At 69.3% G+C, this 20,791-nt stretch carries 16 protein-coding genes and 1 pseudogene; 7 read left to right on the forward strand and 10 right to left on the reverse strand.

Annotated features, from left to right (window positions below; all coding sequences use genetic code 11):
* Window positions 1–440, reverse strand: a pseudogene (locus FL344_RS31295) (energy transducer TonB); the annotation flags it as partial.
* 138 nt (window positions 441–578) lie between these two features.
* On the reverse strand, window positions 579–1,067 hold the full coding sequence (locus FL344_RS31300) for an 8-oxo-dGTP diphosphatase (protein WP_141621100.1): 489 nt from the start codon (window positions 1,065–1,067) through the stop codon (window positions 579–581).
* Window positions 1,068–1,303: 236 nt separating this feature from the next.
* On the opposite strand from FL344_RS31300, the gene gltB reads away from it, so the two are divergent.
* From gltB to rnk, 3 genes are all read left to right on the forward strand, one after another.
* Entirely contained in the window at window positions 1,304–5,869 is a 4,566-nt protein-coding gene (gene gltB, locus FL344_RS31305) for a glutamate synthase large subunit (RefSeq protein WP_141621101.1), read from the forward strand.
* Window positions 5,870–5,872: 3 nt separating this feature from the next.
* Entirely contained in the window at window positions 5,873–7,333 is a 1,461-nt protein-coding gene (locus FL344_RS31310; RefSeq protein ID WP_141621102.1) for a glutamate synthase subunit beta, read from the forward strand.
* Between the two features lie 110 nt (window positions 7,334–7,443).
* Window positions 7,444–7,860 (forward strand): nucleoside diphosphate kinase regulator, encoded by a 417-nt coding sequence (gene rnk, locus FL344_RS31315; protein ID WP_090495281.1) that lies wholly within the window; start codon window positions 7,444–7,446, stop codon window positions 7,858–7,860.
* 58 nt (window positions 7,861–7,918) lie between these two features.
* Here the strand turns inward: rnk and FL344_RS31320 are convergent, their stop codons facing one another.
* The 4 genes from FL344_RS31320 to FL344_RS31335 form a co-directional block, all read right to left on the reverse strand.
* Window positions 7,919–8,680, reverse strand: a complete 762-nt coding sequence (locus FL344_RS31320; RefSeq protein WP_026114108.1) for a ParA family protein — start codon at window positions 8,678–8,680, stop codon at window positions 7,919–7,921.
* A 74-nt stretch (window positions 8,681–8,754) separates the two neighbouring features.
* Entirely contained in the window at window positions 8,755–9,063 is a 309-nt protein-coding gene (locus FL344_RS31325) for a c-type cytochrome (RefSeq protein WP_141621103.1), read from the reverse strand.
* Window positions 9,064–9,141: 78 nt separating this feature from the next.
* The gene (locus FL344_RS31330) at window positions 9,142–10,320 is read right to left on the reverse strand and encodes an efflux RND transporter periplasmic adaptor subunit (protein ID WP_141621104.1); all 1,179 of its coding nucleotides are present in this window, start codon (window positions 10,318–10,320) and stop codon (window positions 9,142–9,144) included.
* Entirely contained in the window at window positions 10,317–13,484 is a 3,168-nt protein-coding gene (locus FL344_RS31335) for an efflux RND transporter permease subunit (RefSeq protein WP_141621105.1), read from the reverse strand. The genes FL344_RS31330 and FL344_RS31335 overlap by 4 nt, the downstream gene beginning before the upstream one ends.
* A gap of 109 nt (window positions 13,485–13,593) precedes the next feature.
* Here FL344_RS31335 and FL344_RS31340 point away from each other — a divergent pair, with 109 nt between their 5' ends.
* Both FL344_RS31340 and FL344_RS31345 read left to right on the forward strand, forming a co-directional pair.
* A complete protein-coding gene (locus tag FL344_RS31340) occupies window positions 13,594–14,148 on the forward strand; it encodes a hypothetical protein (RefSeq protein ID WP_228565504.1) in 555 nt (184 codons plus the stop codon).
* A gap of 31 nt (window positions 14,149–14,179) precedes the next feature.
* The gene (locus FL344_RS31345; RefSeq protein WP_141621106.1) at window positions 14,180–15,751 is read left to right on the forward strand and encodes a GMC family oxidoreductase N-terminal domain-containing protein; all 1,572 of its coding nucleotides are present in this window, start codon (window positions 14,180–14,182) and stop codon (window positions 15,749–15,751) included.
* On the opposite strand, the gene FL344_RS31350 is transcribed toward FL344_RS31345, so the two are convergent.
* From FL344_RS31350 to FL344_RS31365, 4 genes are all read right to left on the reverse strand, one after another.
* Window positions 15,735–16,619: a hypothetical protein gene (locus FL344_RS31350; RefSeq protein WP_141621107.1), complete on the reverse strand. Its 885-nt coding sequence runs from the start codon at window positions 16,617–16,619 to the stop codon at window positions 15,735–15,737. The two genes, FL344_RS31345 and FL344_RS31350, sit on opposite strands and share 17 nt — an antisense overlap.
* The gene (locus FL344_RS31355) at window positions 16,595–17,113 is read right to left on the reverse strand and encodes an NUDIX domain-containing protein (protein WP_141621108.1); all 519 of its coding nucleotides are present in this window, start codon (window positions 17,111–17,113) and stop codon (window positions 16,595–16,597) included. Before FL344_RS31355 ends, FL344_RS31350 begins: the two co-directional genes overlap by 25 nt.
* Before the next feature lie 12 nt (window positions 17,114–17,125).
* Complete coding sequence (locus tag FL344_RS31360) at window positions 17,126–18,124, reverse strand: radical SAM protein (protein ID WP_141621109.1); 999 nt, start codon at window positions 18,122–18,124, stop codon at window positions 17,126–17,128.
* A gap of 506 nt (window positions 18,125–18,630) precedes the next feature.
* The gene (locus FL344_RS31365) at window positions 18,631–19,212 is read right to left on the reverse strand and encodes a tRNA-uridine aminocarboxypropyltransferase (RefSeq protein WP_141621110.1); all 582 of its coding nucleotides are present in this window, start codon (window positions 19,210–19,212) and stop codon (window positions 18,631–18,633) included.
* Window positions 19,213–19,328: 116 nt separating this feature from the next.
* Here FL344_RS31365 and FL344_RS31370 point away from each other — a divergent pair, with 116 nt between their 5' ends.
* Both FL344_RS31370 and lspA read left to right on the forward strand, forming a co-directional pair.
* The gene (locus FL344_RS31370; RefSeq protein ID WP_141621111.1) at window positions 19,329–20,000 is read left to right on the forward strand and encodes a hypothetical protein; all 672 of its coding nucleotides are present in this window, start codon (window positions 19,329–19,331) and stop codon (window positions 19,998–20,000) included.
* A gap of 98 nt (window positions 20,001–20,098) precedes the next feature.
* Window positions 20,099–20,626 (forward strand): signal peptidase II, encoded by a 528-nt coding sequence (lspA, locus tag FL344_RS31375; protein WP_140863132.1) that lies wholly within the window; start codon window positions 20,099–20,101, stop codon window positions 20,624–20,626.
* Window positions 20,627–20,791: the final 165 nt, after the last annotated feature.

Below are 20,791 nucleotides of genomic sequence, written 5' to 3' on the forward strand. Positions count from 1 at the left end.
GGCTCCACCACGGGCTCCGGCTCAGGGGGCGTCTCCGGCTTCACCTCCGCCACCGGCTCGGGCCGGGGAATGGGGGTCGGCATCACCCGCTGCGCCGGCTTGGGACGCGCCTGGCGCTGCACTTCCTTCTTCGCGGCCGGCTGCGCGCCTCCACCACCCGCGGGCGGCGGGGGCGGAGGCGCGGCGAACGCCAGCAACACCAGCTCCGGCTCCTCCCGCACCACCTTCTTCGGCAACGCCGGGGACACGGACAGGCCCGCCGCGACGACGACCGCGTGGAGCACGACCGCCACGACAACGGCCCCGCTCCAGCGGCTCCAGAAGCCCTCCACCCCGGCGGCATCCCCCATGCGGAAGAGCGCCCCAGTGGGTTGCGCCAACACCGAGGATGCGGCATCCGCGGCGGGCTCCGGAAGTTCGAAATTGAGAATCGTTCTCACTCTCACTACAGACGTGGATACCCCCCACGGCCCTCATCCGTCAACGCTCGCTGAGTAAAACTTCTTACGCACGGTGGAATGCCCGTCCGGTCGTCCACGGAGGGATGGCGCGCGGAAAAGCCCTTTCGCGGCAGCCCTTTACAGGCGGCTGAAGGACCAGCTCAGCGCGCGGCCACCGGAGTACGGCATGACGCCATGGAACGGCCGGGGGTCTGCGTCGAACACCAGCGGCAGGAAGTGCCGGTCGCCGTCCCACAGGTTGAGGCCTTGGATGTCCGCCACGGGCACCCAGGAGAGGGAGCCCTCCGGGTTCCGCTCGAGCGGGGTGCCTTCGAAGCCGTCGATGCGAAACACGAAGCCCAGCCAGTCCTCCCCGTGCTTGCCGAAGCCGGGCCAGGAGATGGTGCCGCGCAGCACCATCCGCGTGCACTCGATGCCGGCCTCCTCGCGAATCTCCCGGCGCATGCAGGCGGCCACGTCCTCGTCGCGCGCCATCTTCCCGCCCAGGCCATTGAACTTCCCGTAATGGGCGTCATCCGGACGGGCGTTGCGGTGGACGAGCAGCACGCGCTGCCCGTCCGGTGACATCACGTAACCGAGCGTGCCGATGATCGGGGTGTACGGCATGGGAGCGACCTCGCGCGGTGCGGCATCCAGGCGTCGGAGCCCCTTGGCCACCGCCGGAATGTGACAAAGCGCGGCACTGTAGTTCATGCCGGGCCAGCCAGGTCCCTCCTCACCCCGCCCTCCTCGCACGGCGGGTCGGGGGCTTCCCTTTACGCCAGCCAACGCAGCGCGTTAACATCTAGCAACACTGCATTATTCTTGATGACAACCCGCGTCGTCGGGAGAGGGGACTCTTGATGTCGGCATTCCGCCCCGGCCGGTACGGCCTGTATGAGCCAGACACCGAGCATGACGCCTGCGGCGTGGGATTCGTCGCCCACCTGAGGGGTGAGCGCTCGCGAGGCATCGTCGAGGACGCCCTGGAGATCCTCAACCGGCTCAGCCACCGGGCGGCCGCGGGCAGGGACCCACGAACCGGCGACGGCGCCGGCATCCTGGTGCAGCTCCCCCACCGCTTCTTCGAGCGCGAGTCCCCGAAGCTGCCCTTCGCCCTCCCGCCGCGCCGGCACTACGGCGTGGGCCAGGTGTTCCTCCCGCCCGAGCCCGAGGCCCGGGCCGCCTGTGAGGCCGCCTTCGAGGAAGTCGTCGTACAAGAGGGCCAGCGCGTGCTCGGCTGGCGCGACGTGCCCGTGAACCCGGAGCACCTGGGCCCCGTGGCGCGTGAGGCCGCCCCCGTCATCCGCCAGCTCTTCGTGGCGCGGCGGCGAATGGTCCCCAGCGCCTTCGAGCGGAAGCTGTACCGCATCCGCAAGCTGACGGAGAACCTCATCCAGGCGCGCGGCGTGGACCCCAAGGGCCGCTTCCACGTGGCGTCGCTGTCGTCGGAGACGCTCGTCTACAAGGGGCTGATGCTGCCGGTGGACCTGCCGCGCTTCTACTCCGACTTGCAGCAGCCGGACTTCGTGAGCGCGCTGGGCCTGGTTCACTCACGCTTCTCCACCAACACGTTCCCCACGTGGGAGCTGGCGCAGCCGTTCCGCTTCATCGCGCACAACGGTGAAATCAACACCATGCGTGGCAACCGGAACTGGATGACCGCGCGGCGCGGCCTGCTCCAGACGGCGCGCCTGGGCGGCAGCCTGGAGGCGCTCCAGCCCATCATCGTCCCGGGCAAGAGCGACTCGGCGCAGTTCGACAACATGGTGGAGCTGCTCTACCTGGGCGGCCGCACCCTGCCCCACGCGCTGATGATGATGATTCCGGAGGCGTGGGAGGGCGACGCGCTGATGTCCGACGAGCGGCGCGCCTTCTATGAATACTCCTCCGCCCTGCTGGAGCCGTGGGACGGACCGGCGGCCATCGCCTTCACGGACGGGCAGCTCATCGGCGCCACGTTGGACCGCAACGGCCTGCGGCCCGCGCGCTACCTCGTCACGGAGGACGACCGCATCATCCTCGCCTCGGAGATGGGCGTCATCGACGTGCCGCCCTCGCAGGTGCGCCGCAAGGGCCGCCTGACGCCGGGCCGCATGCTGCTGGTGGACACCACCGAGGGCCGCATCCTGGAGGACGAGGACGTCAAGCGCGACATCACCACGCGCTGGCCCTACCGCCGCTGGCTCCAGCGCAACGTCTACACCTTCGACAACCTCCCCGCCGTCGCCGCCCCGGTGCGCCTGCGCGGCGAGGAGCTGTGGCGGGCCCAGCGCGCCTTCGGCTACACCGCCGAGGACGTGCGCTCGGTGCTCACGCCCATGGCGGAGACGGGCAAGGAGCCGGTGGGCTCCATGGGCACGGACACGCCGCTGGCGGTGCTCAGCGACCACGCCCCCAGCCTCTTCTCCTACTTCCACCAGCTCTTCGCGCAGGTGACCAACCCGCCCATCGACCCGCTGCGCGAGTCGCTGGTGATGACGCTGGCCACCGCGCTGGGCCCGGAGAGCAACACCTTCGAGGAGACGCCGGAGCAGTGCCACCGGCTGTCCCTCCCCGGCCCCATCCTCACCAACGGGCAGCTCGCGCGGCTGGCGGCCATCAATGACGAGGGCCTGTTCGAGACGCGCCGCCTGTCGCTCCTCTACGCCCTGGACGGCGGCGAAGGCGCGCTCGAGGCGGCGGTGGAGAAGCTCTGCAACGAGGCCGTGGACGCGGTGGACGCCGGCGCCAGCATCCTGCTCTTGAGCGACCGCGGCGTGGACGCGGCGCACGCGGCCATCCCCGCGCTGCTGGCCATGTCCGCGGTGCACCAGCGGCTCGTCCGTGACGGCATCCGCATGTACACCGGCCTGCTGCTGGAGACGGCGGAGGCGCGCGAGGTGCACCACTTCGCCTGCCTGTTCGCCTACGGCGCCGCGGCGGTGAACCCGTACCTGGCGCTGGACACGCTCCGAGCCCTGGCGGACAGCGGCGAGCTGGCCGTGGACGCGGAGAAGGCGCAGGACCGCTTCATCCACGCCGTGGAGGAAGGCCTGCTCAAGGTGATGTCGAAGATGGGCATCTCCACGCTCCAGTCCTACCGCGGCGCGCAGCTCTTCGAGGCCGTGGGGCTCCAGCGCTCGCTGGTGGAGCGGCACTTCACCGACACGGCGTCGCGCGTGGAGGGGGTGGGCCTGCCGGAGCTGGGGCGCGAAGTGGCGGAGCGCCACGCCCGGGGCTTCGGCGTGGAAGCGGACGCGGAGGCTGGCATGCTGCCCGTGGGCGGCCAGTACCGCTGGCGCCGTCTGGGCGAGCGGCACAAGTGGAACCCGGCCACCATCGCCAAGCTCCAGGCGGCGGTGCGCGCGAACGACGCCGCCACCTTCGCGGAGTACTCGCGGCTCGCGGACGACGAGACGCGCGAGCACTCCAACCTGCGCGGCCTGCTCGAAATCGCCCACGAGGGCTGCACGCCCGTGCCACTGGACGAGGTGGAGCCGGCGCTCTCCATTGCCCGGCGCTTCGTCACCGGCGCGATGTCCTTCGGCTCCATCAGCGCGGAGGCGCACGAGACGCTGGCCATCGCGATGAACCGGCTGGGCGGGCGCTCCAACAGCGGCGAGGGCGGCGAGGAGTCGCGGCGCTTCACCCGGGACGAGAACGGAGACCTGCGCCGCAGCGCCATCAAGCAGGTGGCCAGCGCGCGCTTCGGCGTCACCACGGAGTACCTGGTCAACGCGGACGAGCTCCAAATCAAGGTGGCCCAGGGCGCCAAGCCCGGCGAGGGCGGCCAGCTTCCCGGCCACAAGGTGGATGAGCGGATTGCCCGCGTGCGCTGGTCCACGCCGGGCGTGACGCTCATCTCTCCGCCGCCGCACCACGACATCTACTCCATCGAGGACCTGGCGCAGCTCATCTACGACCTCCAGTCGGTGAATCCGGCCGCGCGCGTCAGCGTGAAGCTGGTCAGCGAGGTGGGCGTGGGCACCATCGCCGCGGGCGTGGCCAAGGCCGGCGCCAGCTGCGTGGTCATCTCCGGCTACGAGGGCGGCACGGGCGCCTCGCCGCTGTCCAGCATCCAGCACGCGGGCCTGCCCTGGGAGCTGGGGCTGGCGGAGACGCAGCAGGTGCTGGTGCACAACGGGCTGCGCTCGCGCATCCGCGTTCAGGCGGACGGCGGCATGCGCACCGCACGGGACGTGCTGGTGGCCACGCTCCTGGGCGCCGAGGAGTTCGGCATGGCCACCGCCAGCCTGGTGGCCGTGGGCTGCGTCATGCTGCGCAAGTGTCACCTCAACACCTGTTCGGCGGGCATCGCCACGCAGGACGCGGGGCTGCGCGAGCGCTTCCAGGGCAAGCCCGAGGACGTGGTGAACTTCTTCCTCCTCATCGCGGAGGACCTGCGCCAGCGGATGGCCGCGCTGGGCGCTCGCTCCCTGCAGGAGCTGGTGGGCCGCGTGGACCTGCTGCGGCAGCGCCCGGCGGTGGACCACTGGAAGGCGAAGCGCGTGGACCTGTCCGGGCTGCTCGCCGCGCCGGCCGCGCCGGACAGCGAGCCGCGCCACTGCACCGAGCCGCGCATCAAGGACGTGTCCGACCACCTGGACCACGCGCTGCTGCGCGACGCCAGCGCGGTGCTGGACGGCGGACCGCCCATGCTGCTCAACGTGCCGGTGGCCAACACCCACCGCGCCGTGGGCGCCCTGTTGTCGGGGGAAATTGCCCGGCGTCACGGGGGCCAGGGACTGCCGGATGGCCGGCTCCATGTGCGAATGAAGGGCTCCGCGGGCCAGAGCTTCGGCGCCTTCGTGGTGAAGGGCGTGACGCTGGAGCTGGAGGGCGACGCCAACGACTACGTGGGCAAGGGCCTGTCCGGTGGACGCATCATCGTCTACCCGCCGCAGGCCAGCCGCTTCAGCGCCGAGGAGAACGTGCTGGTGGGCAACACCGCGCTCTATGGCGCCACGGCCGGCGAGGTCTACCTGCGGGGACTCGCGGGTGAGCGCTTCGCGGTGCGAAACAGCGGCGCGCAGGCCGTCGTGGAGGGCGTGGGCGACCACGGCTGCGAATACATGACGGGCGGCGCGGTGGTGGTGCTGGGCCCCACCGGGCGCAACTTCGCGGCCGGCATGAGCGGCGGCATCGCCTACGTGCTCGACCGCGAGCAGTCCTTCCGGCAGCGCTGCAACCTGGAGATGGTGGAGCTGGAGTCCCTGGTGGACGAGTCCGAAATCTGGCTCGTGCACGGCATGGTGGAGCGGCACCTGCATCACACCGGCAGCGCGCTGGCGCGGCGGGTGCTGGACAACTGGGAGCTGATGGTGCCGCGCTTCGTGAAGGTGATGCCCACGGACTACAAGCGGGTCCTCCAGGCACGGCGCGCGGCGCGCAGACCACCGGAATCCACATCCGCGGCGTTGCCCCAGTCCGCGGCGGGGAGGGCCTGAGCCATGGGTAAGCCAACCGGATTCATCGAGTGGGAGCGCGTCCACGCGGACAAGCGGGACAAGGCGGACCGGCTGGGCGACTGGCGCGAGTTCGCGCTGCCGCTGGCCCCCGACGAGGCCAAACGACAGGCCGGCCGCTGCATGGACTGTGGCGTCCCCTTCTGTCACCAGGGCTGCCCCCTGGGAAACCTCATCCCCGACTTCAACGAAGCCGTGTACCGCGGGCGCTGGCGCGAGGCGTACGACTTGCTCAGCCGCACCAATGGCTTCCCGGAGATGACGGGCCGGCTGTGCCCGGCGCCGTGCGAGGCCGCGTGTGTGCTCGCCATCGACCGGGACCCGGTCACCATCGAGCAGATGGAGAAGGAAATCATCGAACGGGCCTTCAAGGAGGGCTGGGTGCAAGCCCGGCCTCCGGCGCGCCGCACCGGGAAGACGGTGGGCGTGGTGGGCTCCGGGCCCGCGGGACTGGCGGCGGCGGCGCAGCTCAACGCGGCCGGACACACCGTCACCGTGTACGAGCGAGACGCCCGGGCCGGCGGCTTGCTGCGCTATGGCATCCCCGACTTCAAGCTGGAGAAGTCCGTGGTGGACCGGCGCCTGGCGCTGATGGAGGCGGAGGGCATCACCTTCGTCACCGGCGTGGACGTGGGCGGCGCCCTGAGCTACCGCGAGCTGCGCGCGAAGCACGACGCCCTGGTGCTGGCCCTGGGCGCGCGCCGTCCGCGCGAGCTGGAAGTCCCCGGACGCGAGCTGTCCGGTGTCGTCCAGGCCATGGAGTACCTGGAGCACCAGAACCGGCTCGTCTCGGGCCATGGCCAGAAGGACTCACGCCTGGACGCGGCCGGCCGGCACGTCGTGGTGCTGGGCGGCGGCGACACCGGCTCGGACTGCCTGGGTACCGCGCTGCGTCAGGGTGCGGCGAGCGTGCGGCAGGTGGAGCTCCTCCCCGCCCCGCCTGCGGTGCGCGCGGAGGGCAACCCCTGGCCGAGGTGGCCCGTCATCTTCCGCACCTCCACCAGCCAGGAGGAAGGCGGCGAGCGCCGCTTCGCGCTGATGACGAAGCGGCTCACGGGCAGCGACGGACGGCTCCAGACGCTGCACGCCGTGGAAATCGAGTTCCAGCCCGAACCTGGCGCCCTGCCCCGCCTCATTGAACGTCCCGGCACCGAGGTGACGTTCGAAACGGACCTGCTGGTGCTGGCCATGGGCTTCACGGGGCCCGAGGTGGGCAACCTCTCCGAGGAGCTGGGGGTGAAGCTGTCTCCCCGCGGCACGGTACAGGTGGATGCGCGCTTCGCCACGTCCGCGGACGGGGTGTTCTGCGCCGGGGACGCGAGCCGGGGCGCCAGCCTCATCGTCTGGGCCCTGTCGGACGGTCGCGAAGCCGCCAAGGCCTGCGATGCGTATCTTTCCGGGGGGCGCTCCGCGCTACCCACCCGGGGTGCGGACTGCGCCTTCTGAGCGGAATGAAACGCCCGGGTCGCCTTTTTGGGGCGAGTCGGGAATAAATAGCAGGCGAGGCAGTTAGAATGGGCTTAACCCATTACTCCCTCCCACAGGAGGCCCCTGACATGCGAAGCGAACAGACCCTCATCGTGACCGAAGCCGACTTGGAGCGCCTGCGCCAGGTGGTGGACCACAACGGAGGCGGCCGCACGGCCGAGTTCGCGGAAATGCTTGACGCGGAGCTGACCCGGGCCCGCGTCGTCGCGTCGGAAGAGGTGCCGCCCGACGTCGTGACGATGAACAGCAAGGTCGTCTTTGAGGACGAACAGACGGGAGAGCGCCGGGAGGTCACCCTTGTCTACCCGCGCGACGCCAGCAGCGACGAGGGGCGCATCTCCGTCCTGGCCCCCATCGGCAGCGCGCTCATCGGCCTGACCGTGGGGCAGACCATCACCTGGCCCCTGCCGGGCGGACGCTCCAAGCAGCTGCGCATCGTCGCGGTGCCCTACCAGCCCGAGGCCTCGGGCCACTACAACCTCTGATTCGGCTTCCCCCGGACGGCACCGTACGCCCTCGTGGCGGACGGTGCCGTTCGCCGTTTCAGCGCAGCCCCACGCGCTTCGCCAACTCCTGCGCCAGGGCCCGCAGCTCCTCCACGCCGGCCGCCTGCGGGCTCGTGTCGAACACCACCTCGTAGCCCAGCCCCGCCTGGTTGATGGACTCCGAGCGCGGAATCCGAGCCCTCAGCACGGGCACGGTGGACTCGCTCAGCGCGCCCTCCATGGCCTCGTTGGTCGCGGTGGTGCGGCGATCCCACAGATTCACCACCGCCACCAGCTCACCGCCCTGCTCGCGAACGTCACGCCAGGCGGTCTCGATTTCCCCCAGCCCCTGGAGCGCGAAGGCGCCGGTGGGCACGGGGGCCACGACCAGGTCCGCGGAGGCGAGCACGGCCTCGGTGTAGGCGCCGATGCTGGGAGGGGTGTCCGCGAGGATGATGTCCGGCGTCCACCCCAGCGTCTTGAGCGCGCGAGGAATCGCCTGGAGGCGGTGGCCCCACTGGAACAGCTCGCGCTCCTGCGCGGCCATACGCGGCGCGGCGGGGGCGATGAACAAGCCGGGCCGCTTCGGTGAAGCCACCACCACCTGCGCCAGCGTGTGCTTGGGACGGGGCCCGAGCGCATCCCCCACGCACGGGCCTTCCCGGCTCTCCAGCCCCAGCACCAGCGACGCATGCGCCTGGGGGTCCAGGTCCAGCAGCAGCACCTGGCGGCCGGCATCCGCGAGGGCCGCCGCCACATGCGAGCAGAGCGTCGTCTTGCCGACGCCGCCCTTGATGGTGGAGAACGCGATGAACGCCATGCCCCCGTCTATACCGGACGACCCACGGGGAGAGAAGCCACGGGCGGCGGCGCCTCCGTACTCAGCGCCACGCGCTACTTCTGCGTCATGATCCACTTCACCAGCGCGCGCGCCTCGGCCTCCGACACCTGGGCGTTCGCAGGCATCGGAATGGCGCCCCAGGCGCCGCTACTGCCCTTGCGCACGCGCTGCGCCAGCTTGTCCTCCACGCCCTCCTGCTTCGCATAGCGGGCGGCAATCTCCTTGTACGAGGGACCGACCAGCCGCGCCGCCGCGGAATGGCACGTCATGCAGCTCTTGGCCTTCGCGAGTTCCTCGCTCGCGGAGGCCACGTTGGACACCAACGCCACCGCGAAAACAGACAGCCACAGAAAACGCTTCATCGAAGTCTCCAGTCCGCACAGCATATCAAGGCTGACCGACATGGCAGCCCTATCGGATTTTGCTGAGCTCCACGCGAGCTAGCGCGCGGCACGCCCTTCCGCGACGCGCACCACGCGCCCATCGCCCAGGGTGTCCGGTGGGCTCAGCACCACCCGGTCCTCGGCGGACAATCCGTCCATCACCTCGACATGAGCGCCCAGGTCTCGCCCCAGCACGACCACGCGCTGCTGGACGGCATTCGCCTCCCCCACCACGAGGACCGTGGGCCCCTCCCTCCGCACGGCCAACGCGCTGGCGGGGATGAGCATGGGCGGGGCCTCGCGCTCGATGAGCAACCGGACGCGCACGAATGACCCGGCGAACAGCGCCTCTGTGTTGGCGAGCTGCACCTCCGTCAGGAGCGTGCGAGTCCCAGGGTCCAACACCCCCGCGGTCCGCACCACGCGCCCCGGAAGCGCCCGCGCGGGCGCTTCCAGCGTGGAGATGCGCGCCTCGAGCCCCGGCCGGATGTCATGGGCGAGGGACTGCGGCACGTCCACGTAGACCTTCAGCGTGTGCGTCTGCGCGAGTTCGAACAGGCTCGTCATGCCGTTGCCACTGCCCGCGGTGACCAGCGCTCCCCGGTCCACGTTGCGACGCACGATGACCCCATCAAACGGCGCCACCACGCGGCGATACGCGTACAACGCCTCGAGGCGCTCCACCTCCGCCTTCGCGCTCTTCAGCGAGGCCTCCGCGGAGTTGGCCCGCGCCCGCGCCTCCTCCGCCACTTCGTGGCTGACGTTGCCCTCTCCCGCGAGAATCTGCCCGCGCCGCGCGGACGCGCGAGCGAGCTCCAGGTTCCGCTCCGTCTCATCCAGGCGCGCCCGGGCCCGGTGACACTCCGCCTGGAGCTCGGGCGCTTCAAGCTCCGCCAGCAACTGGCCCGCGCGGACCCGGTCGCCCAGGTCGACGTGGATGCGGCCCACGAAGCCGTTGATGCGGGCGTGCAGCGACGCGCGCTGACTGGGAAGGACCGTCCCTGGCAACGTGAGCTCCGCCTTCGGCTCGGACCGCGTCACGCGCGCGGTGGCCACGAGCGGCGGCAGACGGGCTTCCGCTTCACGTCGGTCCAACGCGCGCGACCGCTCCAACCGTGGCGCCACGCCGAGCCCCAGCAGCACCAGGAGCAAGGCGGCGAACACCCAGGGCCAGCGCCCGCCTCGCGCCGCGGCGACGGGCGCCGCGGCATCCACGCCAGGGGTCTGCTCCGTCACGCTGTCACCGAGGGCTCGAGTTCAGGGGCCGCCGCGCGGACAGCCCGCCGCGCCTGCATCAGACTGTAGACGACGGGAACGAAGAACAGGGTCGCCACCGTGGCGCCCACGAGGCCGCCGATGACGGCGCAGCCGAGCGCGGCGTTCTGTTCGCCGCCCTCGCTCAGGTTCAGGGACATGGGGAGCATGCCCAGGCCCATGGCCAGCGCCGTCATCAACACGGGGCGCACCCGCACCCTCCCCGCTTCGAGCGCCGCCTCCGCCGCGCTCGCGCCGAGCGCGAGCCGCTCGTTGGCGAAGGACACCACCAGCACGGAGTTCGCCGTGGCCACGCCCACGCTCATGATGGCGCCCATCAACGAGGGAATGCTGAACGGCGTCTGCGTGGCGAACAGCGAAACCACCATGCCCACCACCGCCCCGGGCAACGCGGTGATGATGATGAAGGGGTCCAGCCAGGACTGGAAGTTGACCACCATCAGCGCATAGACGAGCACCGCCGCGAACAGCAGGCCCAGCAGCAGCCGGTCGAAGCTGGTGCGCATGCTCTCCACCTGCCCACGCACCTGGATGCGCGAGCCCGGCGGCAGCTCCTCTCGGTAGCGGTCGACCATCCGCTCCAGCCGCGACGCCACGCTGCCCAGGTCCGTGTCCTGGACGTCCGCGCGGACGTTGAAGGTGGGCTGGATGTCCACGTGGGTGACGAAGACGGGCGTCCACTCGCGCTGCACCCGGGTGAGGTCGCCCAGGAGCTGGGGCCCCTCCCGGGTGGGCAGCGCCATCCGCGTCAGGTCCTCCACCGAGGACACCCGCGTCTCCGGCACGCGCACCGACACCGGATAGCTGTTCCCCGTCTTCGGGTCGATCCAGAAGCTGGGGCTCACCTGCGAGCTGGATGACACGGTGAGCAGCACGTTGTTGGCCACGTCCCGCTGCGTGAGCCCCACAGCGCTGGAGCGGACCCGGTCCACCTCGAAGTGCAGCCGAGGCGCGTTCACCACCTGCGACAGGCGCACGTCCACCGCGCCGCGGACCTGTCCCAGCTCCGCCTCGAGCTTCCGCGCGATGGCATAGGTGGCCTCGCGCTGGGAGCCGGAGACCTGCACGTCAATGGGCGACGGCAGCCCGAAGTTGAGAATCTGCGTCACGATGTCCGCGGGCTGAAAGTAGAACGTGAGCTCGGGGAAGCGCCGTGGCAGCTCCTCGCGCAGCAGCCGGACGTACGCGTCCGTCCGAACCCGGCGTTTCGGAGCCAGCGTCACGAGGACCTCCCCGTCCGCGCTGCTCACGTTGGAGGTGTCCGTCAGCGCGAGGTTGTAGCCGCCCGGCATGCCCATCATGTCAATCAGGCTCAACCGGTCCTCGGCGGGGATGAGCTCGCGCACGGCGTCCTCCACGAGCGACAGGTACCGCTCCGTCTCCTCGATGCGCGTCCCTGGCGGCGCCACGACGTGAAGGCGGAGCTGGCCCGCGTCCACGGTGGGGAAGAAGTCGCGGCCCACGAAGGGCATCAACCCCACCGCCGCCAACACCGCGAGCAGGAAGAAAACCAGCACGCGGCGCGGCCGGGCCAGGGCCTTCTGGAGCGCCCTCACGTACCGCGCCCGGAAGCGCTCGAAGCCCTCCTCGAACCGGTGGTGCAGTCGCGCCAGCCAGCCCGTCTGCGGCTGCCCGTGCCGCTGAACCTCCGCGCGCAGCAGGAACTGCACGAGCGTGGGCACCAGCGTGCGCGAGAGCAGATACGAGGCCATGACGGAGAGCCCCACCGCCAGGCCCATGGGCAGGAACAGGTACCGGGCCGGCCCCTCCAGGAAGAGCACCGAGATGAAGACGATGCCAATGGAGAGCGAGGCAACGAAGGCGGGCACGGCGATCTGCTCCGCGCCATCCAGGATGGCCTGGGTGAGCGGCTTCCCCACGGCCAGGTTGCGGTGGATGTTCTCTATCTCCACCGTGGCGTCATCCACGAGGATGCCCACCGCGAGCGCCAGCCCGCCCAGCGTCATCGAGTCGAGCGTGTACCCGAGGCCCCGCAACACCAGGATGGCCGCGAGCACCGACAAGGGAATGGAGATGACGATGATGAGCGTGCTCCGCCAGCTCCCCAGGAACAGGAGGATCATCGTCGCCGTCAGCAGCGCGGCGATGACCCCTTCAACCAGGAGCCCGTGGATGGCGGTCGTGACGAAGGAGGACTGGTCCGCCAGCAACCGCACCGACAACCCCTCCGGCGCGGCGGCCTGGATGGTGGGCAGCAGCTCGCGCACGCGGCGGGCGACCTCCAGCGTCGAGGCGTCCCCCGTCTTCATCACGGACAGGATGACGGAGCGCCGGCCCTCCTCCCGGGCGATGTTCGTCTGCACCGCGAAGCCGTCATGCACGTGCGCCACGTCTCGGAGAAACACGACGCGGCCGTCGCTCCGGCGCACCGGGATGTCATTGAGCGCGGCGAGCGTCTCCGGACTGCTGTTGAGCGTCACGCGGTACTCGTGCGCGCCCATCTTGATGTTCCCCGTGGGCAGGACCAGGTTCTGCGCGGAGACCGCCGAGGCGACGTCGTGCGGCGCCAGCCCATGCGCCTCGAGGGCTTCCAGGTCCAGGTCCACGGTCATCTGACGGACCTTGCCGCCCATGAGCTGGGGAATGCGCGCGCCCCGGACCGTGCCGAGCAGGGGCCGAACGCGTTGATTCACATGGTCGTAGATTTGCGACTCGGTGAGCGTCTCGCTGCTGAACGACACCTGGAGGATGGGCACACTGCTGGCCGAATACCGGAGGATGATGGGCGGCTGCGTCCCCGGAGGCATGCGCCGGGTGATGGATTGCGAGGACGCCGTCACCTGGGCCATGGCCTCGGCCACGTCAGCCCCGGGGTGTAGATGCAACCGGGCGACCGATACACCGTCGAATGACTGGCTTTCCTGACGGGCCAGGTTCGCCACGTTGTTCGCCAGGGAGTATTCACTGTATTGGGTAATCTGCCGTTCAATCTGCTGCGCGGGCAGCCCGTCATAGCTCCAGACGACGCTGATGACGGGGATGTCGACCTCGGGGAGGATGTCCGTGGGGGATTCGTGGATGACCTGCACACTCACGAAGACGAGCAGCAGCGCCGCCACCACGAAGGTATAGGGGCGTCGGAGCGCCAGCCGAACGATCCACATATCGCCCGTGCTCTTTGCCATGGAGCAGCAATCGAGGCAATGTCCGCAACCCTTGCTTCCACTGTGAAAACTGGGGCAGCATGAGGGCTGAGCCGTCATGAACAACGCCGTGAAAACATCTCCCTCCTCTGGGACTGTATCGAGGGAAGCGCTGCTGAATCGCAGACAGCTCCTGCAGTGGTTGGGAATCGGCGTGGTGGCCTCCAGTTGCGGCACGCTTCGCCCGCGGCTGACGCCTCCCACGGTGGGCTCGGCCCCCCTCCAGCTCATCGCGCCCGACAGCGCGGGGCCCCTTCCCGACGACGTGCGGGAGGTCCTGCTCGATACGGCCCGCTGGCTCTCACGCTTCGTGGGAATGGACGGTCAGCTCAACGAGGCGCTGCTGGAAGGCTATCTGCGTCTCAAATGCGAGGAGCGTCCCTCATACCTGGCCACCTACACCCGCTTCGCGGCGGAGGTGAAACGGCCCGAGAAACTCTCCGCGGAATGGCTCATGGAGCTGCCAGAGCTCCACCGCGTGAAGGTGGTGGGCGAGCTGGCCATCATGTCGCTGGTCGGCGGGGGCTTCCGGACGTTTGGCTTCGGCAACATGAATGGCCACATGGGCGGGCTCTGGCACGAACCGCACGCGTCTGGCTCCTATCACGCCTCGGACGAACTGTAGTCAGCGCGGTCGCCGACAGGATTTGACAACCATGAGGCTGTGTATCGTCGGAAGTGGTGTTGCCGCGGTCATCACCGCCCGCGCCGCGCTGCAGCGGGGCTACGAGGTGGTGATGCTCGAAGCCGGTCCTCGCACGCCCATGCGGGACTCGCGCCGCTGGCTGGACTTCGTCACCACGGGCGTGCGGCCCTACCACGCCTGTGAGGACTCGCAGGGTGACGCCAACTCCCGCCCCGGTGTCCAACCCGAGCGCGACCACTTCCTCATCAAGGGCAGCCGGCTCATGGCGGTGGGCGGGTCGACGCTGCACTGGAGCGGCTGGACGCCCCGCCTCCAGCCCGAGGACCTGGAGCTGCGCAAGCGCACCGGCAAGGGGAACGACTGGCCCTTCAGCTACACCCAGCTCGAGCCCTATTACAGCCAGGCCGAGTCCCTGCTGAACGTCACCGGCCCCAACGCGCCCGTGGACGGACATCCCACGCCCTGGCGCTCGCAGCCCTACAAGTGGAACAGCCCGCCGTATCCCATCGAGTCGGAGCCGGTGCGCCACGCCTTGAAGGCGCTGGGCATCACCTATGACCACATTCCCATGTCGCGCAGAGGCCCCGGCGGCGAGGGCGTGGGCGGCCCGTGCATGACGTTTGGCACGTGCCGGTATTGCCCGATGGGCGCGCGCTTCGACCCCACCCTGCTGCTGGCGGACATGGAGTCCCACCCGGGCTTCCGGTTGCTCGCGAGCAGTCCGGTGCTGGCCGTGCGCATGGCGGGAGCGGTGGCCCAGGGCGTCACCTACCGCACCGCCGAGGGCGAGACGGCCACACTGGACGCGGACGCCGTGCTGGTGGCCGCGGGTGCCCTGGAGACGCCCAAGCTGCTGTGGCACTCGGGCTTCGATGAGCAGCGCCTGCCCGCGCTCGGTCGCTACCTGGTTACCCACCCGATGCTGAAGCTCGAGGGCAAGCTGGCGAAGCCCCCTCGGGAGTTCAATGGGCGCGAAGTCCCCATGCCCGCCCTCTTCTCGCGGCACTTCGACACGCCGGAGCAGCAGGCCGCCGGGAAGATGATCTTCTCCGAGTACCCGGAGGAGCCGGACCTGCAGTCCTGGGTCCGCCAGGAGCAACTGGCGCCCGAGTACATCGCCTCCTTCGCCCGGGAGAGCCGGCTCAACCTCCATGGCTTCATCGAGGAGTTCCCCCAGGCGGAGAACCGCCTGCGCTTCACGGGCAAGCCGGGCGAGCGCCAGGTGGAGATTCACTACGCGGTGGATTCGGGGTTCGCCGCGCGCTGGCAGTGGATGACCGACACCTTGATGCAGGTGATGAAGACCGCGGGCTGCCGGGAGTCGGAGGTCTGGGTTTCGGGCGTGATTCGCCGGGCGGACCACTCGGTGGGCACGGCGCGCTTCGGCCAAGGGCCGGACTCGGGCGTCGTGGACGGGAGGCACCTCGTCTTCGGGACGAAGAACCTGTTCGCCCTCACCAACGGCAACTTCCCGAACAACGGCGCCATCAACCCGACGCTGACGCTCACGGCCCTCTCGCTGCGCTTCGCGGACCAGGTGCTGCCGGACCTGGCGCCGACACGAACTACAGCGCGGCCTTGAGCACGGCCAACGCGACGATGGCCACGACGGCGAACACCTCGCGTCGCGCGGGCGCCTCCTGGATGAAGGCGTTGGCGAACACCAGGGAGAAGAGCGTCACCGAGTTGAGGATGGGCCAGGCGACGACGCGGTTTCCCGCCGCCAGCGCCATGACGAAGGCGACCTGATTGCCCACGGTGAAGAGGGCGCGCACCAGCAGGTTGGTGCGTGCGCGGCCGTCCACGACCAGCTCGCTCAACTGCGCCCCCAGCGTCCCCCGGGCGCCGAAGAGGAGCAGCAGCACCAGACACGCCGCGCTCCTCCAGAACATCAAGGCGGTGCTCACCTCCAGGTTGGACGCCACGCCCGAAGGCTGGCCCTGGAAGAAGAGCTCCCCGCAGAGGCTCTGCACGAGGACGGCCACGGTGATGAAGAACGCCGGCAGCCACAGGGCGCGGCGGTTGTCCGAGCCACCTCCCGCGGCCAGCAACGAGCAGCCGGACACGGCGAGGGCGAACAGATACTCGGTCCAGTGCACCGTGCGGCCGGACAGCATGAGCGCCAGGGGGATGAGCACATCCCCGATGCGCGAGGCGATGTTCACCCGGGCGACCGTGAGGTGCCGGAAGCCGTAGGAGAAGGCGAAGGCCACCCCCTGGACGCTCACCGCGAACAGCGCGAGCCGCGCGTTGCCATAGAGCGCCCACCCCGCCCTGTCCGTCATGGGCAGCAGCGGCGTCAGCGCCGCCAGCAAGAGGAACGGGACGAAGTTGTTGGCGAAGTTGAGGACGAGGATGGACTGGCGGCGGAGCCCATAGCTGAGCCGGTCGAAGACGCTGTTTCCCGACCGCAGCAGGACGGACGTCAGCGAGTAGAGGACGGTTTCCATCGCGTCCGCGCGTCAGCGCTCGGCCCAGGGAAGAGGCGCTCCAGACAGGGCCACAACTGGGGATGACAGGGCTCGTCCAGCAGGCGCCCCAACTCCTCCGGCGCCAGGAACAGGCCCCCGTCCACCTCCCGCTCGGAGAAGCGCAGCGGGCCTTCCATTCGGGCGCGGTAGAGGAAGATGCGCCGGTGGTGCCCATCGTCGAAGACGAACTCCGCCACGGGCACCAGCGGGCCCTCCAGGCCCAGCTCCTCCAGGAGCTCCCGCTGGGCGGCCTCCAGGGGCGCCTCGCCCGCGCTCACGTGGCCACCCGCGGACGTGCACAGGTGGCCGGGCATGAAGGTCATGTGCCGGGAGCGCCGCTGCAGGAAGACCTTGCCGTCGTGCTCCACCATCACATGCACGATGCGATGGGGCAGCTTCTGGCCGTAGATCTGGTCGCGGGGCGCGCTCCCCACCACCTGCCCCTGGGTGTCGATGACGTCAATCAGCTCCATGCCACGGACATCCTATGCGACCAGGGGCTTCCGGCCTTCCGCGGGAATGACCTCGATGCGGTCCCCCACCCACTTCCGGAAGTGTGCGTCCAGGTCGTAGTTCTCTTGCTTCCAACCGTCCTGGACGGAGCCCGTCACCAGCGAGCTGAAGAAGAGCTTCTTGCCGGTGACGATCTCCTCGGTGCCCATGATGCCGTCTGGCCAGATGAGGAAGTAGTAGCGGCTGTAGTTGACGGTGCGGTCCGACAGGCGAATCTGCATGTCCGGGTAGCGCACCCGCAGCCGCTCCACGGCCGCGGTGACATGCGACGTCTCCTCCGGCATCAACTCGCCGTAGATGTGATAGGCGCGACCGGCGGAGAGCGTCCAGGAAATGGCCCAGTCGCGGATGCCCCGCTCGTAGATGAACTGGGCCAGCTCCTCGACATGCTGGCTGTTGTGACGGTTGAGACAGGTCAGGATTCGCGGCGCCACGCCATGGTCCACGCACAGGCCCATGGCCCGGAGCGTCTCCTGGTAGGTGTTACCCTTGGCGTTGCGGCTGGGGCGAATCTCGTTGTTGACCCGCTCGTCCATGGAATCGAGGCTGATTTCCACGCGCGTGCAGCGAGACACCGTCTTCATCATCTGCTGCGTCAGGAAGGTGCCGTTGGTGCCGAGGATGGTGGCGACACCATGGTCCGTGAGCTTGTCGATGACGTTCAGCGTGTCTCGGCGCATCAACGGCTCACCGCCGGAGAGAATCTGTCGCATGATTCCCGCGCGGATGACTTCGTCGGCCACCTTGAGCTGCTGGGGCGTGGAGAGCCGCTTCGACGGCAGGTCCTCGACGTTCCCGTAGCAGTGGATACACACGAGGTTGCACGGCGCGGTGACGAGCCATCCACAACCGATGGGACTCCGCGGCACAGGCACGCAGCCCTCGAACACCTTCGCCGAGAACTCATCGCGGAGGTTGTCGTAGATGATGGTGCCCCAGCTCTCCTGACGCTCTCTGATGCGTGCGGACATGGCGAGGAATTAAGAACAGCCCCGCAGCCGACAATGGGCCGCAGAGCCTTGGTTGATGAATCTGAGCCGCCCAATCGAAAGACACACCACGCCCAGGAGGACGCCCATGCCGCCTTGGGCACGGGTACCGTCACATCCGCCCGGCAACGCCCCTGAACATCCCGGGGCTCCCCCTCTTGAAATAGAAGAGCCAGCCTACGCTGACGTCACAGAGATGTTACGCGAAATTCATTTTATCCGCAAGAGCGAGTTTTTCTGTTTCTTCACGAAGCACCCGGAGGAGGTTCATTTGCCGCGACATTCTCTTTAACTCACGCCACTGACATCGCGGTGTCGGGCGCCGCCGCGAGCCAGCGCCGGCCTCGCGCTCCGAACGCATCGCTTCCAGGGAGAAGAAGTGAATGCCCCCCTGGCAGCGCAATCACAGACATCCCGAATCCATCAAGACCGGCTCAAGCGCGTGTCAATTCACGAAGACACGGCGCCGAGCACGGATACCTGGGGACTCAATACAAGGTCCCACACTCGGCGATCCGTTGGACTCGGAGTGCGGCGAGCCGCGCCAGGGGCATGGCCACTTCGGCCCCTTCCAGCGCCGCCACCGCTCGAGCCACGGCATCCAGGGTGGACATCCCGGAGGGGTGCGAGGGTTCACGGAGCCGGAGCAGTCCTGGCTCCGGTGGCGGCAGCGCCAGGCGAGGCAGCGTCCGTAGCGCGGCGACCCGTTGTGTCATCCGCCGCGCCTGGGACCAGCTCGCGTCCAGCACCACCAGTTGCCGCGGTGGCGGCGCATCGGGCCGGGGTGGCGGCCCATCGGGATAGAGCAGCCACGTCCCGGGCTCGGAGAGCAGCTCCAGCTCCGCGCTCCCGCTGAGGGAGCCGTGGATGAGCCGCTTCGAGTTCACCAACGCCAGCGCGGCCACGCCGCCGGTGTTGCTCTTCTTCGCGATCTCCATCACGTGCTGGAGGAGGAGGATTCGCGTCCGCGTGTGGACCTGGGGAATCTCGTCACACAGACACAGGTGAAGCGCCAGGTTGCAGCGGGAACAACGCGGGCGACTGGCGAGACGGGAAGACACTGCCCCCATCTTGGTCCGGCCGTTGGACGAACAGAAGCACTCGTTTCCCTCTGTCTCTCGTGCTGGGATGTTTCGCCATGGGTGATTGGGCGGTGACGACGCACTGGGCCTGGACACGGCCGCGAATGCCTGAAGCCAGGGACTTTCCGAGCGACCGCTGGGCTGCCCGACTTGGCCGGGTGGGCCCGGGGCTCTGGCAGTTGGAAACGCTCCAGAAATACGGCTACTACCGCGCCCCCGAAGGGACGGCCGCCGTGGGGGTTCAAGCTCCTGACGACTACCTGGTGGAATACGGAGGCGGCCCCTTCTCCGCGGCCTGGAACTATCTCGTCGCCACTGAGCCCTCCGACGCAAGCCGCTTCGCGCGAGCCGCGGCGCTGCTGGGTGAAGACGCCTCCCTCCCGCCCGCGGTTCAACACGCGGTGCTGTGTCTGCGCACCCCCATCCGCTTCGAGCGCCCTCTTGCCTCCTGGAGTCTGAGCGAGAGCCATCTGGACTCAGCCCCCGCCGCCCGCGTCGCCGAGGCGCTCATCGCCGGAGGTCCCCCTCCTCGCCGGGGACGGATGGAATGCGTGGTGGGACTCTTCACTTTCGAGTTCGGCTGGGTCCACACAGGCGTCCTGACACTGTTCATCGACAAGTCGATGGAGCAAAGCGGGGCCGAACTCGAAATGACAGGCCGGTTCAACGCACTCGCTGAGACAAAGGAGATCGGCCCGTTCGCGCACTCCCTGTACATGGAGCGGTCCACACCGGTACCGGCGCCCCTCGCCGCCTGGCCCTTCCCCACGCGGTAACTCGGTCTGCCAATGGCCCTGCGAGCACGATGAGCATCCGCTCGCCGACACTCCCGGTGGTTGTCCGGCCACCTCATTTATAGGAGGCTGCGCCGCAAATGACTCCGGAGCGTCGAAAGTACCTTGTCGTGGGTGGGCTGGCCACGCTGCTGCTCATCCTCGACCAATGGACGAAGGTCCTCGTCCGCGAGCACGTGAAGCCCCTGGGCTACACCGGCATGAGCGTCTTCGGCGACGTCATCCGCTTCCAGTACGTGGAGAACACCGGCATCACCTTCGGCATGTTCCGGTCGCTGCCCTACGCCCAGCTCATCCTCAGCGCGGTGGCCATCCCCGTCTTCCTGCTGGTCATCCACCTGGTCCGCCAGTCGCCCGCGGACCACTACCGGCTGCACGTCGCGCTCGGCCTCGTCGGCGCCGGCGTCGGTAACCTGATTGACCGCGTCCGCCTGGGCAGCGTGACGGACTTCGTCGTCGCTGACTTCGGGTTCTGGCCAGTGAACCCCTGGTATGCCTTCAACGTCGCGGACGCCGCGCTCGTCGTCGGCGCCATCTTGATGGCCTTCGACTCCCGTCGCCCGCAGCCGGCCCCTGCGCCCGCTCCCGCCCCGAGTCAGGGCGACTAGCCAGGGCGTGGGCGCGAGCGCGCCCCCTTGGCGTTGGAAGACGGGCCCGCCGCCCTGCCATGCGGGCAACCTGTACCGGTTTGGATCGCCCGCACCATGCGAGCGCGATCCACTCTGGAGCACCGGTGAGCGCGCTCGAGGCCCTCGCCCCTGATTCCGCGCACT

It is taken from the genome of Myxococcus sp. AB036A, from assembly GCF_006547355.1.
GTDB classification, from domain to species: domain Bacteria; phylum Myxococcota; class Myxococcia; order Myxococcales; family Myxococcaceae; genus Myxococcus; species Myxococcus virescens.

Bases quoted from the DNA above. Each gene is read 5' to 3' on its own strand.
- FL344_RS31300 (WP_141621100.1), bottom strand. From the start codon at position 1,067: ATGCCGTACACCCCGATCATCGGCACGCTCGGTTACGTGATGTCACCG.
- gltB (WP_141621101.1), top strand. From the start codon at position 1,304: ATGTCGGCATTCCGCCCCGGCCGGTACGGCCTGTATGAGCCAGACACC.
- FL344_RS31310 (WP_141621102.1), top strand. From the start codon at position 5,873: ATGGGTAAGCCAACCGGATTCATCGAGTGGGAGCGCGTCCACGCGGAC.
- rnk (WP_090495281.1), top strand. From the start codon at position 7,444: ATGCGAAGCGAACAGACCCTCATCGTGACCGAAGCCGACTTGGAGCGC.
- FL344_RS31320 (WP_026114108.1), bottom strand. From the start codon at position 8,680: ATGGCGTTCATCGCGTTCTCCACCATCAAGGGCGGCGTCGGCAAGACG.
- FL344_RS31325 (WP_141621103.1), bottom strand. From the start codon at position 9,063: ATGAAGCGTTTTCTGTGGCTGTCTGTTTTCGCGGTGGCGTTGGTGTCC.
- FL344_RS31335 (WP_141621105.1), bottom strand. From the start codon at position 13,484: ATGTGGATCGTTCGGCTGGCGCTCCGACGCCCCTATACCTTCGTGGTG.
- FL344_RS31345 (WP_141621106.1), top strand. From the start codon at position 14,180: ATGAGGCTGTGTATCGTCGGAAGTGGTGTTGCCGCGGTCATCACCGCC.
- FL344_RS31350 (WP_141621107.1), bottom strand. From the start codon at position 16,619: ATGGAAACCGTCCTCTACTCGCTGACGTCCGTCCTGCTGCGGTCGGGA.
- FL344_RS31355 (WP_141621108.1), bottom strand. From the start codon at position 17,113: ATGGAGCTGATTGACGTCATCGACACCCAGGGGCAGGTGGTGGGGAGC.
- FL344_RS31360 (WP_141621109.1), bottom strand. From the start codon at position 18,124: ATGTCCGCACGCATCAGAGAGCGTCAGGAGAGCTGGGGCACCATCATC.
- FL344_RS31365 (WP_141621110.1), bottom strand. From the start codon at position 19,212: ATGGGGGCAGTGTCTTCCCGTCTCGCCAGTCGCCCGCGTTGTTCCCGC.
- FL344_RS31370 (WP_141621111.1), top strand. From the start codon at position 19,329: ATGCCTGAAGCCAGGGACTTTCCGAGCGACCGCTGGGCTGCCCGACTT.
- lspA (WP_140863132.1), top strand. From the start codon at position 20,099: ATGACTCCGGAGCGTCGAAAGTACCTTGTCGTGGGTGGGCTGGCCACG.